This window comes from Paracoccus alkanivorans, from assembly GCF_003697785.1.
GTDB lineage: Bacteria > Pseudomonadota > Alphaproteobacteria > Rhodobacterales > Rhodobacteraceae > Paracoccus > Paracoccus alkanivorans.
The window spans coordinates 81061-97980 of the sequence record NZ_QOKZ01000007.1 but is presented as its reverse complement, the minus strand read 5'-3'; the positions used below and the strand labels follow the sequence as shown (position 1 = coordinate 97980).

The 16920-nt window shown below is 60.5% G+C and carries 19 protein-coding genes; 11 read left to right on the top strand and 8 right to left on the bottom strand.

Annotation, left to right across the window (positions count from 1 at the left end; genetic code table 11):
- Nucleotides 1-4: 4 nt before the first annotated feature.
- From C9E81_RS17165 to cobS, 5 genes are all read right to left on the bottom strand, one after another.
- On the bottom strand, nucleotides 5-187 hold the full coding sequence (locus tag C9E81_RS17165; protein WP_122113660.1) for a hypothetical protein: 183 nt from the start codon (nucleotides 185-187) through the stop codon (nucleotides 5-7).
- A gap of 66 nt (nucleotides 188-253) precedes the next feature.
- Complete coding sequence (gene cobT / locus C9E81_RS17160) at nucleotides 254-2122, bottom strand: cobaltochelatase subunit CobT (protein WP_122113578.1); 1869 nt, start codon at nucleotides 2120-2122, stop codon at nucleotides 254-256.
- Nucleotides 2123-2179: 57 nt separating this feature from the next.
- Entirely contained in the window at nucleotides 2180-2689 is a 510-nt protein-coding gene (locus C9E81_RS22740; RefSeq protein ID WP_147457622.1) for a hypothetical protein, read from the bottom strand.
- Nucleotides 2683-3069 (bottom strand): hypothetical protein, encoded by a 387-nt coding sequence (locus C9E81_RS17155; RefSeq protein WP_122113577.1) that lies wholly within the window; start codon nucleotides 3067-3069, stop codon nucleotides 2683-2685. Before C9E81_RS17155 ends, C9E81_RS22740 begins: the two co-directional genes overlap by 7 nt.
- A gap of 63 nt (nucleotides 3070-3132) precedes the next feature.
- Nucleotides 3133-4104 carry a cobaltochelatase subunit CobS gene (gene cobS / locus C9E81_RS17150; protein WP_122113576.1) on the bottom strand — a complete coding sequence of 324 codons (972 nt, stop codon included), beginning with the start codon at nucleotides 4102-4104 and terminating at the stop codon, nucleotides 3133-3135.
- 68 nt (nucleotides 4105-4172) lie between these two features.
- Between cobS and C9E81_RS17145 the strand changes: the two genes are divergently transcribed.
- The 11 genes from C9E81_RS17145 (at nucleotide 4173) to C9E81_RS17095 (ending at nucleotide 13792) form a co-directional block, all read left to right on the top strand.
- Complete coding sequence (locus tag C9E81_RS17145; protein ID WP_243698703.1) at nucleotides 4173-4793, top strand: sigma-70 family RNA polymerase sigma factor; 621 nt, start codon at nucleotides 4173-4175, stop codon at nucleotides 4791-4793.
- Complete coding sequence (locus C9E81_RS17140; protein ID WP_122113575.1) at nucleotides 4790-5152, top strand: hypothetical protein; 363 nt, start codon at nucleotides 4790-4792, stop codon at nucleotides 5150-5152. Before C9E81_RS17145 ends, C9E81_RS17140 begins: the two co-directional genes overlap by 4 nt.
- A 156-nt stretch (nucleotides 5153-5308) precedes the next feature.
- On the top strand, nucleotides 5309-6313 hold the full coding sequence (locus C9E81_RS17135) for a DUF808 domain-containing protein (protein WP_122113574.1): 1005 nt from the start codon (nucleotides 5309-5311) through the stop codon (nucleotides 6311-6313).
- A 204-nt stretch (nucleotides 6314-6517) separates the two neighbouring features.
- Nucleotides 6518-7837 carry a sn-glycerol-3-phosphate ABC transporter substrate-binding protein UgpB gene (ugpB, locus tag C9E81_RS17130; RefSeq protein ID WP_122113573.1) on the top strand — a complete coding sequence of 440 codons (1320 nt, stop codon included), beginning with the start codon at nucleotides 6518-6520 and terminating at the stop codon, nucleotides 7835-7837.
- 60 nt (nucleotides 7838-7897) lie between these two features.
- Complete coding sequence (gene ugpA, locus C9E81_RS17125) at nucleotides 7898-8776, top strand: sn-glycerol-3-phosphate ABC transporter permease UgpA (protein ID WP_122113572.1); 879 nt, start codon at nucleotides 7898-7900, stop codon at nucleotides 8774-8776.
- Complete coding sequence (ugpE, locus tag C9E81_RS17120; protein WP_122113571.1) at nucleotides 8776-9624, top strand: sn-glycerol-3-phosphate ABC transporter permease UgpE; 849 nt, start codon at nucleotides 8776-8778, stop codon at nucleotides 9622-9624. Before ugpA ends, ugpE begins: the two co-directional genes overlap by 1 nt.
- A gap of 1 nt (nucleotide 9625) precedes the next feature.
- Complete coding sequence (locus C9E81_RS17115) at nucleotides 9626-10633, top strand: sn-glycerol-3-phosphate import ATP-binding protein UgpC (protein ID WP_122113570.1); 1008 nt, start codon at nucleotides 9626-9628, stop codon at nucleotides 10631-10633.
- Nucleotides 10634-10746: 113 nt separating this feature from the next.
- Entirely contained in the window at nucleotides 10747-11163 is a 417-nt protein-coding gene (locus tag C9E81_RS17110; RefSeq protein ID WP_166461961.1) for a TonB C-terminal domain-containing protein, read from the top strand.
- Between the two features lie 306 nt (nucleotides 11164-11469).
- Nucleotides 11470-12561, top strand: coding sequence for a M4 family metallopeptidase (locus C9E81_RS17105; RefSeq protein ID WP_122113568.1), 1092 nt, complete (start codon nucleotides 11470-11472; stop codon nucleotides 12559-12561).
- Between the two features lie 43 nt (nucleotides 12562-12604).
- On the top strand, nucleotides 12605-12889 hold the full coding sequence (locus tag C9E81_RS17100) for a protealysin inhibitor emfourin (RefSeq protein ID WP_122113567.1): 285 nt from the start codon (nucleotides 12605-12607) through the stop codon (nucleotides 12887-12889).
- A 213-nt stretch (nucleotides 12890-13102) separates the two neighbouring features.
- Nucleotides 13103-13792: a DUF1045 domain-containing protein gene (locus C9E81_RS17095; RefSeq protein ID WP_122113566.1), complete on the top strand. Its 690-nt coding sequence runs from the start codon at nucleotides 13103-13105 to the stop codon at nucleotides 13790-13792.
- A gap of 86 nt (nucleotides 13793-13878) precedes the next feature.
- On the opposite strand, the gene C9E81_RS17090 is transcribed toward C9E81_RS17095, so the two are convergent.
- The 3 genes from C9E81_RS17090 to C9E81_RS17080 form a co-directional block, all read right to left on the bottom strand.
- Nucleotides 13879-14373 (bottom strand): DUF2244 domain-containing protein, encoded by a 495-nt coding sequence (locus tag C9E81_RS17090; RefSeq protein ID WP_122113565.1) that lies wholly within the window; start codon nucleotides 14371-14373, stop codon nucleotides 13879-13881.
- The gene (ctaD, locus tag C9E81_RS17085; RefSeq protein ID WP_122113564.1) at nucleotides 14373-16049 is read right to left on the bottom strand and encodes a cytochrome c oxidase subunit I; all 1677 of its coding nucleotides are present in this window, start codon (nucleotides 16047-16049) and stop codon (nucleotides 14373-14375) included. The genes C9E81_RS17090 and ctaD overlap by 1 nt, the downstream gene beginning before the upstream one ends.
- Nucleotides 16050-16241: 192 nt before the next feature.
- Nucleotides 16242-16685 (bottom strand): c-type cytochrome, encoded by a 444-nt coding sequence (locus C9E81_RS17080; RefSeq protein WP_122113563.1) that lies wholly within the window; start codon nucleotides 16683-16685, stop codon nucleotides 16242-16244.
- Between the last annotated feature and the right edge of the window lie 235 nt (nucleotides 16686-16920).

The window sequence follows — 16920 nt, the reverse complement described above, 5'->3', positions numbered from 1 at the left end:
GCGGTCAGTCGGCTTTCCGGCGAATGAACAACTCATATCCCAGGTAAACCCCCGCCGCCCCGAACAGGATCGCCCAGAAAAAACTGTTCATCGACAGTTCGACCCCCGCCCAGATCAGCGGCAGTGCCACGCATAGCACCCGCACCCAGAGCGGCCGGAAAAACGGCGCATTCGGATCGACCAGCATCATCCCCTCCATATTGCCGGGCAGGCAGGACGGCAGCCTGCCACGGAGCCATCGCGGGACGCGATCTCACGCACGACGCAGCGCCGACATCCCCATCACCCGGGCACGCTTGCGCGGATCGCTGTCGAACAACGCCGCCAATTGCTCGGTAATCGCGCCCGCCAGTTGCTCGGCATCGGTGATCGTCACGGCACGCTCGTAATAGCGGGTCACGTCGTGGCCGATCCCGATGGCCAGAAGTTCGACTAGCTTCTTGCGCTCGACCATGGCGATCACGTCGCGCAGATGCTTTTCCAGATAGTTCGCCGGATTCACCGACAGCGTCGAATCATCGACCGGCGCGCCGTCCGAGATCACCATCAGGATCTTGCGTGCCTCGGGCCGCTTGACCAGCCGCTTATGCGCCCATTCCAGCGCCTCGCCGTCGATGTTTTCCTTCAGCAACCCCTCTTTCATCATCAGCCCCAGATTGGGCCGCACCCGCCGCCATGGCGCATCGGCGGGCTTGTAGATGATATGGCGCAGATCGTTCAGCCGCCCCGGCGTCGCGGGCCGCCCGGCCTGCAACCACGCCTCGCGCGCCTGCCCGCCCTTCCATGCCCGGGTGGTGAAGCCGAGGATCTCGACCTTGACGCTGCAGCGTTCGAGCGTGCGCGCCAGCACATCGGCGCAGATCGCCGCGATCGAGATCGGACGCCCCCGCATGGAACCGGAATTGTCCAGAAGCAGCGTCACCACCGTGTCGCGGAACTCCATGTCCTTCTCGACCTTGAAGCTCAGCGGCGTGGTCGGATTCGCGACGACCCGGGCGAGACGTCCAGCATCCAGAACGCCCTCTTCCTTGTCGAACTCCCATGAACGGTTCTGCTGCGCCTGCAAGCGCCGCTGCAGCTTGTTCGCCAGGCGGCTGACCGCGCCGCGCAGGGGCTCAAGCTGCTTGTCCAGATAGGCCCGCAGCCGCTCCAGCTCCGCCGGATCGGCCAGATCCTCGGCACGGATTTCCTCGTCCCATTGCTGGCTGAACACCTTGTAGTCGGGCGACGCCTCGCTGACCGGCGGAGGAATATCCGGCGGGCTCTCGGCCTCGGGCATCTCGGCCTCGTCAGTCAACTCGTCTTCGGACTGGTCGTCCATGCTGACTTGCGCCTGCCGCTCGTCCTGCTGCTGCTCCTGGCTGCGTTCGGGCGAGGCCTCGGCATCCTCGCTGTCATCCTGGTCGCGGGACTGATTATCGCCGGCTTCCTCGTCCTGCTCGGCGTTTTCCTCGGCATCGTCCTCTTCGGGCTCGTCCGGGTCCTCGCCAAGCTGGTCGCCATAGCCCAGATCGCTGATGACCCGGCGGGCAAGGCGCGCGAAAGCGGCCTGATCGGCCAGAACCTCGTTCACCTCGCCAAGCGTATCGCCGGCCTGTTGTTCGACAAAGGGCCGCCACAGATCGGCCACATGCTGCGCTCCCCCGGGCAAGGGCCGCCCGGTTGCGGCCTGCCGCAGGATATAGCCCGCCGCCACCGACAGCGGCGCATCCGAGGCCGCCTTGATCTGCGCATAGCCCTTCTTCTCGGCATCCGCACCGATCTTGGCGTCGATATTCGACAGCGCGCCGGGCATGTCGCGCGCGCCCAATGCCTCGCAGCGGGCAGTCTCCATCGCCTCGTAAAGCTCGCGCGCCATCGGCCCGGCGGGGGCGAATTTGGCATGAGTCGCGGCGTCGTGATGGCGCATCCGCATGGCGAGCGCGTCGGCGGTGCCGCGCGCCAGCAACACCTCATCCCGCCCCATCCGGCGGCTGACCTGCGGCAGCCGCATCGTATCACCCGAGACCCCGGCAGGATCGGCGCTGAAGGTGACGTTCAACTCGTGCTGATCGGCCAGCGTGCGGGTGGCCTCGGTCAGGGCCTTCTTGAACGGATCGGCGGGATTGTCGGTGGTTTTCATGCTGACATTAGAGTTTATAGATGCGACGGAAGTCACTGAGGCGGTATGAAATCTTACCTATTTGCAACGATATTTTTCCCGGTCGAAGCGAAATTCTTTCGGAGCGGTGCATTTATCGAGCGTTGCCGGTGTATGACCACTAGCTAGATTATAAGGGTCGCCTCGCAGTTTGGCGATTACAAGCTTGCGTGATAGCGTCAAGTTCTCGCAACTTTCTTGCCCACCATGTTGACCAGTGACAGGATTATAGCTGTTGCTGGGATGCTTCCAGCAAACGCGATCCTGGGCTTGATCGACCCGCCAAAGCTCGGGAACAGCACCATCGTTCCCCGGATACCAAAGCCACGAACGTCCATTAGCGGCAAGATAGTTCACCTGAAACCCGTGATGCTGCGAAAAAGTAAGATAGGTATTGTCGCTTTGCGGGTAGTTCGGAAATTCGGTTGGACGTGCCATTATCGCCTGAAGCTCGCTTGTCCGTTCCCCCATACTGCTGGAACAACCGGCAATACCGACCGCCAGTCCGATGATCAGGCCATAAAGTGAGGCAGGTCTGGATTTTAGCACGCCAAATCCATCCTCAAGCCATTCTGCATGTTGCTCATCTTGTCGAAAGGCGCGATCGCATTGCGATCTCCTTTTGCGATCATCAACAGCAACCCGTCAAATTGGGTCTTACAACCTGTCACCGAGGTAACGCCTCGTTCAACCTGCCCAATCGTTACCTTCTGATTTTTTGGGGCCGGCCAGATCAACGCGTAATCACGATCAGGGCTTACCGCCAAGTCAATCGTTGCGCCTTCCATATTGTAAGTCTTGCGTGTTTTCCAGATCGCACTGTTTTTCGCTAAGTTGGCCGCACGCTCGCTTCGCTGCTCTGGCGTCATCCCCGACGAACAAGCCGCCAGAAGTCCAAGGATGCTCCCAATGGCCACCACTCTTTTCATTTTAATGTCTCCTCGCTCTGGTCTCTGCCGAAAAGGCATCGAATATGTAAGCTTATTACGCGATCACCCCGCCATCGCCGCCGCGCTTTCCGGCAGTTCCTCGTCGAACAGGCGCTGATAGAACTCGGCCACGGTCTGGCGCTCCAGTTCATCGCATTTGTTCAGGAAGGTCAGCCGGAAAGCATAGCCGATATTGTCGAAGATCCGGGCGTTCTGCGCCCAAGTGATCACCGTGCGCGGCGACATCACCGTGGACAGGTCGCCCTGCATGAAGGCGGTCCGGGTCAGGTCGGCCAGCGTCACCATCTGGCTGATCACCTTGCGGCCCTTTTCGTTGTTGTAGTTCGGGTTCTTGGCCAGAACGATGGCGGCCTCGGCGTCATGCGACAGATAGTTCAGCGTCGAGACCAGCGACCAGCGGTCCATCTGACCCTGGTTGATCTGCTGCGTGCCGTGATAGAGGCCGGTCGTGTCGCCCAGACCCACCGTGTTCGAGGTAGCGAACAGCCGGAAGAAGGGATTGGGCGTAATCACCTCGTTCTGGTCCAGCAGTGTCAGCTTGCCATCGGCCTCCAGCACACGCTGGATCACGAACATCACATCGGCGCGGCCCGCGTCATATTCGTCGAAAACGATGGCGGTCGGGTTGCGCAGCGCCCAGGGCAGGATACCCTCGTGGAACACCGTCACCTGCTTGCCATCGACCAGCTTGATCGCGTCCTTGCCGATCAGGTCGATCCGCGAAACATGGCTGTCGAGGTTCACCCGAACGCAGGGCCAGTTCAGGCGCGCGGCGACCTGCTCGATATGCGTCGATTTGCCGGTGCCGTGATAGCCCTGGATCATCACCCGGCGGTTATAGGCGAAACCCGCCAGAATCGCGAGCGTCGTGTCGGGGTCGAACTTGTAGGTGCTGTCGATATCGGGCACGCGTTCGCTGGACTCGGCAAAACCCTTTACCTTCATATCGCTGTCCAGACCGAAAATTTCGCGCAGATCGATCTCTTCGGTGGGTTTGGCGTTCATGTCCAACATTGTCTGGCCCTTTCCTCGCATCCGCGCCTTGATTGCGCATTCGTCCGCCTTGTGCAAGCAGGCGCGCGTTGACGCGCCGTGATGGCGCCCATAATGTCGCGGCTGAATCCAGAAACGCAATCCCGAGGCCACGCGTGCAGGGCACCCGCAAGAACCAGTTGGAAAAGATGATCGCAGGCACGGCCAACGGGGACCGCAGCGCCTTCGCGACGCTTTACGAGGTGACCTCGCCCAGGTTGCATGCCATATGCCTGTCGGTGCTGAAGGACCGGCCCGAAGCGGAAGAGGCGCTGCAAGAGGTCTATATCAGAATATGGCAGGGGGCGGGGCGCCATGCGTCCAGCGGCCTTTCTCCAATGACATGGCTGATCACGATCACCCGTAACCGTGCCGTGGACCGCCTGCGCGCCCGCACCTCGCGCCCGACCAGCTCCTTTACCGAAGAGGCCGCGTCGGCCGGTCCGGCCGAAACAGGCTCCGACGCCGCCGGAAGCCATGCGCAAAAGCACAAATCCCTGGACGAATGCCTTGTGCAACTTGGCGAGGATCGGGCCGGTGCCGTCCGCACCGCTTACCTCGAGGGCCTGACCTATGCGGATCTTTCCGCACGCGTGGACATGCCGGTCAGCGTCGCCCGCAACTGGCTGCGCGGCAGTCTGCTGCGGCTGAAGGATTGTATCAGCCAATGACCGAGAAAGCCCCGCTCACCCCGCAGCAGGAGGATGACGCCCTGGCGGCGGAACTGGCGCTCGGCCTTCTGGAAGGCGAGGAGGCGCAAGCCGCAGTGGCCCGGTTATCCGACGATCCGGCATTCGCCCAAAGCGTCCGCGATTGGCAAGAGCGTCTGGCAGGTATGACCGAGGGGTTGACCCCGGTAATGGCCCCTGCCCGTGCATGGCAGGGTATCCGCGAAAGGCTGGGACATATCGCCGCGCCGCTGACAGAGGATCCCGCCAAATCGCCTTCGTGGTGGCGAGGGCCAGCGGGAATGTTGCTTGGGCTGATCGTCATCGCTGCCATTGCAGCGTTCCTGTGGTGGCGGAACTAGATACGGGCTGGTCAGGGCATACCGCGTCCATGACGGCCGGGACCTTGTTCATTGTCCGAAGCCCCGCGATCCGGCTTTCCGATCGAACCGGGCTTGAACCCGGCGCGTTGCTTTGCACAGATGATATCCGGCGGCAGTAAATGGAATCGAGGGAAAATGAGTGGTCTGATTGCACTTCTGGACGATGTGGCAAGCATTTCCAAGGTCGCGGCGGCATCGATCGACGACGTGGCGGGACAGGCAGCCAAGGCCGGGGCCAAGGCCGCGGGCGCGGTCATCGACGACGCTGCGGTGACGCCGAAATACGTGCATGGCTTCGATGCCAGCCGCGAGATTCCCATAGTCTGGAAAATCGCCCGCGGCTCCATCTTCAACAAGATGGTGATCCTTCTGCCCGTGGCGTTGCTGCTGTCGGCATTCGCGCCGTGGCTGATCGCACCGCTATTGATGATCGGCGGCGCCTATCTGTGTTTCGAGGGCGCCGAAAAGATTGCGCATGCCTTCGGTCACGGGGATGAGCATGACAGCGAAGAGCATACCCATCCCGAAAGCGACGGCGCCGCGCTTGAGGAACAGCGGGTTGCGGGGGCAATCAAGACCGATTTCATTCTTTCGGCCGAAATCATGACCATCGCGCTTTCGACCATCCCCTTTGACGATTCGCTTCTGCTGAAAGCCCTGATCCTCGCAGTGGTCGCTGTTGGCATCACGGTTGCGGTTTACGGCTTCGTCGCGCTGATCGTGAAGGCCGATGATGCCGGCGTGCATCTGGCTACCCGGCGCAGCGGGGCCATTGCCGCATTGGGGCGCGGGATCGTCAAGTTCATGCCGGGTTTCATGAAGGTGCTGACCATCGTCGGCACCGCCGCGATGATCTGGGTCGGCGGGCAGATCATCCTGCACGGGCTGGGCGAGATGGGCTGGCATGCGCCTTATGACTGGGTCCATCACCAGGCCGAGGCCGCGGCCCATGCCGTGCCACAGGCGCCCGGGCTGGTCGAATGGGCGGTGACGGCCTTTTTCGACGGCATCTTCGGGCTTGTGTTGGGGCTGATCCTGATCCCGGTGGTCGAGCGGGTCATCAACCCGGTCCTGTCAGCGACCGTCATGCCGTTGATAGGGGGAGTGAAACGATTGTTCGGCGGTGCCGGGGCGCGCTGAAACATCACCTTCGCCTTATGTTCTCGGATACCGAAACCAGAACATTCGAGAACACAAGCGAATGACTTCGCGCATCCGGAAACCCAAAACCGTTGACCATTCGATCAAAGACTGTCACATTTCCTTCGCAATAATGTTGCGTCTTCGTCACAACGGGCGAGTAGGTCCGGCTGCGAACCGCAACTCCACGGGGAGGAATTTCACATGTCTCGACTTTTCACCGCATCCGCGGTGGCGCTGATTGCGTCGCTGTCCGCTGCCCATGCCAAAACCGAAATCCAGTGGTGGCACGCCATGGGCGGCGAGTTGGGGGCCAAGCTTGAAGAGATCGTCAAGGGCTTCAACGAAAGCCAGGACGAGTATAACGTCGTTCCCTCCTACAAGGGCACCTATCCCGAAACCATGACCGCCGCCATCGCGGCCTTTCGCGCCAAGGAACAGCCCGCGATTGTGCAGGTTTTCGAAGTAGGCACCGGCACAATGATGGCCGCCGAGGGCGCTATTGTTCCGGTTTACCAACTGATGGAAGAACAGGGCGCGGAATTCGACCCGAGCGCCTTCCTCCCCGCCGTCGTGGGCTATTATACCGATACCGACGGCAACATGTTGTCCATGCCCTTCAACAGCTCGACCCCGATCCTCTATTACAACAAGGACGTGTTCGAGAAGGCTGGCCTCGACCCCGCGGCACCGCCCAAGACCTGGGCTGAAATGGAAGAGTTCTCCAAAAAGATCATGGAATCCGGCGCGGCCAAATGCGGCTTTACCACCGGTTGGGTAAGCTGGATCCAGACCGAGAATCTGAGTGCCTTCCACAACCAGCCCATCGGCACCGAGCAGAACGGTATCGGCGGCCCGTCGGCACGATTGAGCCTGAACGGTCCGGTGCAGGTGAAACACTGGGAAAATCTGAAGAAATGGGCCGATGAAGGCATCTTCAAATATGGCGGCCCCGTTGGCGGCGACAATGCGCCCCCGCTGTTCTATTCCCAGGAATGCGCAATGATCATGAACAGCTCGGCCAGCCGGGCGGGTGTGATCGCCAATGCCAAGGATTTCGAGCTGGGCTACGGCATGCTGCCCTATTACGACGATGTCGAGGGTGCGCCGCAGAACTCGATCATCGGCGGGGCGACTCTCTGGGTATTGTCGGGCCGCCCGGATGAGGAATATGCGGGTGCCGCGAAGTTTTTCGAGTATCTCTCCAGCCCCGAGGTTCAGGCAGACTGGCACCAGTTCTCGGGCTACCTGCCGATCACGCAGGCAGCCTATGATCTGGGCAAGGAACAGGGCTATTACGAAGAGAACCCGGGCTCTGAAGTCGGGCTTCAGCAGGTCACGCTGAACGAGCCGACCGAGAATTCCAAGGGCCTGCGCTTTGGCAATTACGTCCAGATCCGCGGCATCATCGACGAGGAATTCGAGCAGTTGCTGGCCGGCGACAAGGATGCCCAGGGTGCGCTCGACGCGGTGGTGGAACGCGGAGACGCGCTTCTGGAAGAATTCGAAGCCCAGAGCCAGTAACCCGATCCCGGGGGCTGCGGCATAACGCAGCTCCCGTTTCACGTCCCGACCGGAATCCCGATGAAGCGCACGATTTTCAACAATCAACTGCTGCCATGGCTTTTGCTGGCGCCACAGCTTGCCATCACCTTCATCTTCTTTCTCTGGCCTGCGGGTCAGGCCGTGAAGCAAAGCTTTCTCAGCCAGGACGCTTTCGGCATCAACACGACTTTCGTCGGGCTGAGGAACTTTACCGCGCTGCTGGACAGTGCCGAATATCTGAACTCGCTGAAAGTCACGGCGGTTTTCGCCGTCTCGGTCACACTGGTGTCGATGGGCGTGGCGCTGCTGCTGGCCGTCTCGGTGGACCGGATGCTGAAAAGCTCTCGTGTCTATACCACGCTGCTGGTCTGGCCATATGCGGTCGCTCCGGCGGTCGCCGGTATCCTGTGGTGGTTTATCTTCAACCCGACCGTTGGCATCATGCCCTATATGCTGGACATGATCGGCTATGACTGGAACCATGTCAGTTCGAAAAGCGATGCGATGATCCTTGTCGTCATTGCCAGCGCGTGGAAGCAGATCAGCTATAATTTCCTGTTCTTCGTCGCCGGCCTGCAGGCCATCCCCGCCAGCCTTCGCGAAGCCGCCGCCATAGACGGCGCAGGTCCCGTCCGGCGCTTCTTCGACATCACCTTCCCGCTCCTGTCTCCGACGACATTCTTTCTTCTGGTGGTGAATATCGTCTACGCCATGTTCGAAACCTTCGCGGTGATCGACTCGACGACCGAGGGCGGCCCGGCGCAGGCCACCAATATCATGGTCTACAAGGTCTATTTCGACGGCTTCGTCGGCCAGAACATGGGCAGTTCGGCAGCGCAATCGGTGGTGCTGATGCTGATCGTGATCGCACTGACCATCATCCAGTTCCGTTGGGTCGAGAAAAAGGTCGAATACTGATGATCGAGAACCGCCCCGGCCTGACTTTCCTTGCCCATCTGGTGCTGATCGCCGGTGTGGTGATCGTCGCCCTGCCGGTCTGGGTCGCCTTCGTCGCCTCGACCCATGGCGCAACCGATTTCATGTCCGGCACGATTCCGATGTGGCCCGGCCCGAACCTGATCGCGAATTACAGCCATATGCTGGATACCGGGCTTTCGACCAGCGGCACGCCGCCTGTCGGGCGGATGATGTTCAACAGCCTCATCATGGCACTGTCCATCGCCATCGGCAAGATCGCCATCTCGATGCTGTCGGCCTTCGCCATCGTCTATTTCCGCTTTCCCTTCCGTGGTCTGGCCTTCTGGTGCATCTTCATCACCCTGATGCTACCGGTCGAGGTCCGCATTGTTCCCAGCTTTCAGGTCGTCGCCGGGCTGGGCCTGCTGAACTCCTATGCCGGCCTGTCGCTGCCGCTGATCGCAAGCGCCACGGCAACCTTCCTGTTCCGGCAGGTATTCCTGACCATCCCCGACGAATTGACCGAGGCCGCCCGCATCGACGGTGCAGGCCCGATGAAATTCTTCCGCGACATCCTGCTGCCCCTGTCGCGCACCAATATGGCAGCGCTGTTCGTCATCCTGTTCATCTATGGCTGGAACCAGTATCTGTGGCCGCTGCTCATAACGACCGACGCGCAATATTACACCATCGTCGCGGGCATCAAGCGTATGGCTGACGTGGTGGACGGCCTGCCGCAATGGCATCTGGTCATGGCGACCGCCATCCTGGCGATGCTGCCACCGGTGGCTGTGGTGATCGGGATGCAGCGCTTGTTCGTCAAGGGTCTTGTCGAGACGGAGAAATAAATTGGCATCGATCACTCTTGATAATCTCGGCAAGGTCTATCCCGGTGGCACCCGTGCCGTGGGAGGCGTGAATATCGACATCGAGGATGGCGAATTCATCGTGCTGGTCGGCCCCTCGGGCTGCGGCAAATCCACGCTGCTGCGCATGGTCGCCGGACTGGAAAGTATCACCGAGGGTGAGGTCCGCATCGGCGACCGCGTCGTCAACAATGTCGAACCGGCCGATCGCGACATCGCCATGGTGTTCCAGAACTATGCGCTTTACCCGCATATGTCGGTGCGCCAGAACCTCGCCTACGGGCTGAAGAACCGCGGCACGCCGAAAGCCGAGATAGAGCGCCGCGTGAACGAGGCGGCCGAGATCCTGCAGATCGGTCCTTTCCTCGACCGCAAGCCTCGCGCCCTTTCAGGCGGGCAGCGCCAGCGCGTCGCCATGGGTCGCGCCATCACCCGCGAACCTGCGGCCTTCCTGTTCGACGAGCCGCTGTCCAACCTTGACGCCAAGCTGCGCGTGGCCATGCGGCTGGAGATCAAGGAACTGCAGAAACGCCTGCGCACGACCTCGATCTATGTCACCCATGACCAGCTTGAAGCGATGACGCTGGCCGACCGGCTCGTGGTGCTGAATGGTGGCCGGATCGAGCAGATCGGCACTCCGCTGGAGGTCTATCGCCGCCCGGCATCGACCTTTGTGGCAAGCTTCATCGGCAGTCCGGCGATGAATCTGCTCGACGCCCGCGCCGTGCCGCATCTGCCCGGCACCGCCCATGCGGGCACCATCGGCATCCGCCCCGAGGACCTGATCCTCGCCGAGGATGGCCCCATCGAGATGACGGTGATCGCGGTGGAGGAACTTGGCGCACAACGGCTTGTGCATGGACGGACCGGCGGCGAGGCGATCACCATCGCACTGCCCTCGGACTCCCCGCTTGGCGATACGCTGAAGCTGGGTTTCGAACGCAAGAACCTGCATCTGTTCAACCGGGAAAGCGGAAACAGGGTCGATTGATGAAAAAGCGATCAAAGAGACTCCGATAGATAGCTTGAGGCTCCAATCACTATATGTTCAGTTGTACCCACAGTTGGGGCAGATGCATAGTAAGTCGGACTACGGAAAGTGTTATGAAGTATTTGTTTATCGTCCTCTTAGCCTGCGCCTGGCCAGGAGTATCAGCCGCTCAAGCCCTCATTTCACCGGATGGCAAAACGCTGCTGATAGGAAACAAGCGAGGTTGGTATGAACTGCAGGGACCATATATCGCACATTTTGCGCAACCATCGAAAACAGTCAGAAAGAATGGCCCTTGGGGGAAATTTCATGTGGTTGTTGGCTTCACCGCCGCCGATACCGGTGACATCAGCCAACTGAAAATCCTCGAAAGTTCAGGCAACGAAACTGCGGACTCTCAGGTTCTGGGCGCATTGGACGGCCTGAAGCTGTTGCCATTTACCGCCGACATGAAAGAGGCCGAGCTGAAGCTGGTGTTGCCCGTGACCTGGGTCAATGATCCGCTTCCGGTGACCAAGCCTGCGGAGTAGGATGCTGGTGAAATCGAAGGAGGCTCAATGGAACGCAATATCCGGCTAGGCCTTTACCCCTCTCGCATTAATCATACCACAAGAAAGCTCAACCAGAACTTACCTCAGGCCCCCATCGCTCCGTAACACACGCCTCCGACATACGCCCGGTGTAAGGCTGTGCAGCCGATAACCCGCAATTACAGGCTGACGTGCTCCGCGTTGCGCGGTGGGTGGATATAATACAAATTGCAATTGCGCGAACTGTTTCCATCCCCGCCCGATCGGTTCTAGACTGGTTCGACATATCAGCCCGGAGGCCCTCCCATGTGCTTTTCGCTGTCCGCATCCGCCCATCATCCGATCAACTGCATCGTCCCGCCTCACATGCTGCGCGTGCTGGCCCTGCGCGGCGATGCACAGACCTCGCGCATGGCGCGCAGCCTGTTGAAGCAGACGGAAAAGCTGCGCGACGACCGGGCCGAGCATGTGACCCCTACCCCGCCAATCCGTCCCGACGCATTCGCCGGCCCGGCACTCGACGAGACAGGAGAAATCTGCTGCCCGGACCGCCGCATCCATGACGGTGAATACAAGGCCGCCCTGCCCGGCAAACTGGTGCGCAGCGAAGGCGACGCCCCCACCGGCATCGAGGATGCCGATCTCGCCTATGACGGTGCAGGACAGGTCTTCTCGCTCTTTGCAGAGGAATATGGCCGTAACTCGCTGGATGGCTCGGGCATGCCGCTGATCGCAACCGTCCATCATCGCCGCAACTACAACAACGCTTTCTGGGACGGTAACCAGATGGCTTACGGCACCGGGGATGGCAAGGTTTTCAGAACCTTTCTGGAACTTTCCGTGATCGGGCACGAGATGGCCCACGGCGTCATCCAGTATTCCGGCGGGTTGATCTATGAAAATCAGCCGGGCGCATTGAACGAAAGCATCGCCGATGTATTCGGCAGCCTGACCCTGCAAAGAAGCCTTGGTCAGCAGGTACATGAGGCCGATTGGCTGGTCGGGCGAGGAATCCTCGGCCCCGGCATCAATGGCGTGGCCCTGCGCAGCATGAAGGCCCCCGGCACCGCCTATTCCGACGATCTGCTGGGGCAGGATCCTCAGCCCTGGCATATGGATGGCTTTGTCACCACCACCGAGGACAATGGCGGCGTGCATATCAATTCCGGCATCCCGAACCACGCTTTCTACCTGTTTTGCAGCTATTTGGGTGGAAAGTCATGGGAACTGCCCGGGCGTGTCTGGTATCGCGCGCTGGAAAGGCTGAACAATCCGATGGCCTCTTTCACCGAATGGGCTGACCAGACCTTGCAGGCCGCGACCGAACTGGCTGGTCTGGGCAGTCACGAGGCGGCGATGCTGCGCCGGGCATGGAAGCTTGTCGGAATCAGCATCTGAGCCTACATTTCCATGACTGGAAAATTATTTCGGATACGCAATCATGATCATCGAAATCGACGCGGAAGGAGGCTTTAGCGGAATTGCCGCCGCCGCGCTGCACAAGCGGATCGATGTGGAGGCCCAGGCGGAGCCGGTGAAGGAAGAGCTGAGCAACGCCTTCGACGCAAAGGAGCTGCAGCGCCTTGCCGCGCGTGAGTGCGGTGATTGTGCCGACCGGATCAGCTATCGCATCACCGTAACGATCGAGGGTCACCGCAGCCGCAGCTTTATCATACGGGAAGATCAGCTACCGCCCGAAATGCTGGACCTGATCGATCGGATCTAGGCGCGGTTCGGGAATGCCTTTCCACAGCCGCGTGCCGCTTGTTCCACATGATCGAGTTGACGAAGGCAGTGGCGATGAAACCGGCACCCAACAGGCCGGTAACGACCTCGGGCAGATAACCCGGTTCGGATGAATTCATATGGTCAATCACGCCGGGCTCGGGCAGGTTCGGCACCAACTGACGGCAAGGCAGGAACAGGGGCAAGATCTGCTATGGAGAACTGGAAACGCTATGCGATCTATTACACCGCGACCGGTGCGCTGGCCGAATTCGGAGCAGCGTGGCTGGGCTGGGATATCGCAACTGGCGGCGAACTGGCGCATCAAGGGTTTGGGCAGATGGACGCGGACGAAATCGCCCGCATGACCGCCACACCCCGCCGCTACGGTTTTCACGCGACACTGAAACCTCCCTTCGCACTTGCCTCGAATAGCAACGAAACCGCCTTGCGACAGGACCTGGCCGCAATCGCGGCGCGTCGCCCCCCCGTGACGGTCTCCGGCGGGTTGCGTCTCTCCATGCTGGATGGATTCCCGGCGCTAACCTGCACGGCACATCCGCCCCTCACCGCACTGGCCGCATACCTAGTCCGTGACCTCGACCGGCATCGCGCCCCGTTGAGCGAAGCCGACCGCGCACGGCGGAATCCGGATCGGCTCAGCCCCGAGCAGCGTGCCAACCTGGACCGTTGGGGATATCCTTGGGTCATGGAGCAGTTTCGTTTTCACATGACATTGGGAAATCGCCTGCCTGACCCGGAAGCTGCGCGGGTTCTTGAAACGCTGCGCCCAAGACTTGTCCCCCTGCTGCCAGACCCGCATGTAATCGACACGGTCACGCTGGCTGGCGAGGATATGCAGGGGCGTTTCCACATGATCGATCGGCATGCCCTGACAGGTTAGAGTTCAACGGGATTGCCGGAGGCACTTGCTTGACGCATTGGCTGCCGAAGCGGCCCCGGCCAGCCTGGCAGCGTTCACATGAAAGGCTATCGCAGTTCGGCGAGCCGCCGGGCCAGTTCGTCACATAGCTCTCGCCGCTCTTGCGCTGTCAGAAAGGCTCCCAGTTCGATCTCGCGCTGCCCGTCGGTCAGGGTCAGGTAATTCTCGACCGGGCCTTCCCGCAGCATGGCCCGAACCCAATAAGGGTTGGTCTGCCATATTCGGTCGGCTCTGCCTGGATCATGTCGCCATATCTCCAGCCTGTCGCGGTCCAGCCGCAGTTCCTCACGGGTCTCGCCACTGCGATAACTGCGCTGCAAAGCGATCCAAATGGCCCAGATCGCAGCGACAGCAAAAGGCAGCAATCCCCATAAGACAGAGGTGCCGAGTACGGCGGCCAACGGCAGTGCCATCAGGGCGGCGGTTATCCCGATAAACCAGACGAAACCGCGGCGAGGCAGCGACCGATAGGGCCAGAGGATCAGCCGATATGACACGGCCCCGGAATCCTCCGGGGCCGTGTCATGCCATTCATAAGGCATCAGTGAGCGTGGCCGCGGTCCCAGTCCGATTGCTTGGGCAGCTGCTCGAACGTATGTTCGGGCGGCGGCGAGGACAGGGTCCATTCCAGCGTATCGGCATGCTCGTTCCAGTAGTTGGGCACATTCACCCGCTGGCCGGCGCGCAGCGTGTAGAACATGATGCCGAAGAAGAACAGGAACGAGGCAAAGGACAGGTAGGCGCCAAGCGAACTGATGTTGTTCCAGAACGCGAATTCGACAGGATAGTCGATATAGCGGCGCGGCATGCCCTGACGGCCCAGGAAATGCTGCGGGAAGAAGGTCAGGTTCGCGCCGATAAACATCATCCAAAAATGAAGTTTACCCGCCCATTCCGGATATTGACGGCCCGACATCTTGCCGATCCAGTAATAGATCCCGGCAAAGATGGCGAATACCGCGCCAAGCGACATCACATAGTGGAAATGCGCCACCACATAATAGGTGTCGTGATAGACGCGATCCAGCGGCGCCTGCGACAGCACCACGCCGGTCACACCGCCAACGGTGAACAGGAACAGGAAGCCGAAGGCCCAGAGCATCGGCGTCTTGAACTCGACCGAGCCGCCCCACATCGTCGCGATCCACGAGAAGACCTTGATGCCGGTGGGCACCGCGATGGTCATCGTGGCCAGCATGAAATAGCTTTGCTGGGTCAGCGACATGCCGACGGTATACATGTGGTGCGCCCAGACCACGAAGCCCAGCACCCCGATCGCGGCCATGGCCAGGACCATCGGCAGATAGCCGAAGATCGGCTTTTTCGAGAAGGTCGAGATGACGTGGCTGATGATCCCGAAGCCCGGCACGATGATGATATACACCTCGGGATGGCCGAAGAACCACAGGATGTGCTGATACAGGATCGGGTCGCCGCCACCCGCCGGGTTGAAGAAATTGGTGCCGAAATTGCGGTCCATCAGCAGCATGGTGATGGCCCCGGCCAGAACCGGCAGCGCCAGCAGGATCAGCCACGCGGTGATAAAGACCGACCAGGCGAAGAGCGGCACCTTGAACAGCGTCATGCCGGGGGCGCGCATGTTCAGGAATGTGGTGATGATGTTGATCGCGCCGAGGATCGAGGATGCGCCCGAGACGTGAACGGCGAAGATCGCCAGATCCATCGAATAGCCGCCCTCGGTCGTGGATAGCGGCGGGTAAAGCACCCAGCCCACGCCGGAACCCGGCTGCTGGTTGCCGCCCGGTGCCAGAAGCGAGGCGATGCCGAGGCAGACGCCGACGACATACATCCAGTAGGACAAGTTGTTCAGGCGCGGAAAGCTCATGTCCGGAGCGCCGATATGCAGCGGCATGAAATAGTTGCCGAAACCGCCGAACAGGGCCGGAATCACCACGAAGAACATCATCAGCACCCCGTGATAGGTGATCATGACGTTCCACAGATGCCCGTTTGGCGTGCATTCCGCCGTCGAATCGGCGATGAAGCGCGCACCTTCCTGGCACATGTACTGTACGCCGGGATGCTGCAGCTCCATCCGCATGTAGACGGTGAAGCAGACCGAGATCAGGCCAACCACCGCGGCCGTCAAAAGGTAAAGGATGCCAATGTCCTTGTGGTTGGTGGACATGAACCAGCGGGTGAAGAACCCGCGTTGGTCGTGATGGTCTTCGTGGCCGTGAGCGGCTGCGTCTGCCATACCCGAACTCCCTCAGATATCGTCGAGCCGGTCTGGCCGACCGGCGGTGTCTTGCGTTCTTCTAGACCAGCCTTCGGCACCGGGCAATGCGTTACGCTGACCAAAAATTGAATACCCCCGCAAGAATATCACATTCCGCGGGGGTGAGGTCCTGTTGTCATGCGACTGATTGCCGCAGGAATTCGCGCCACCTCACTCGGCCGCCGGGGCATCGGGCGACACGCTGGCAAGATAAGCCGCAATGTCGGCCTGACCCTTGCGCAGCTTGAAGGTCATCTTGGTCTTGGCTCCGGAATCGCCGGTCTTTTCCTCGAGCCAGGCATTCGGGTCGGTGACATAGGCGACCAGCTCCTCCTCGGTCCAGACGAGGTCGGGATTGGCTTCCGCGGCGGCAATGATGCCGTCACCATATTTGAACCCCTCCTGAGACGCGATCTTGCGTCCAACGATGTTCCAGAGATTCGGGCCGGTCTTGCCGCCCTTCACGATGTCCTCGCCATCCGCGCTCTGGATCATGTGGCATGCCTTGCACTTGCGGAATTCCTTTTCCCCCGCGGCAACATCGCCTTCTTCCTGGGCGAAGGCGGGCATGGCAAGAGCGATGCTCAGAACGCCTCCGATCATTGCAGGTTTCATTTGGCTCTCCTCACTCACAATAGCTGGGTGTCCCGGAGAGCTTATAAGAAAGGGGAATCACCAAGGCCACCCGGCATTAGGTCGCAGAGAGATTTTTCGCGCAAGAAAGGCAGCCCTGAATTTCACACAGATATAGCGGAAGATGAGCTCTGGCTAACAAATGCTGGACCCCGGAGCCCGTAAATCTCTTACGGACCGCGTATATCAAGCCAGCATTTTCACATTCGCGATAGCT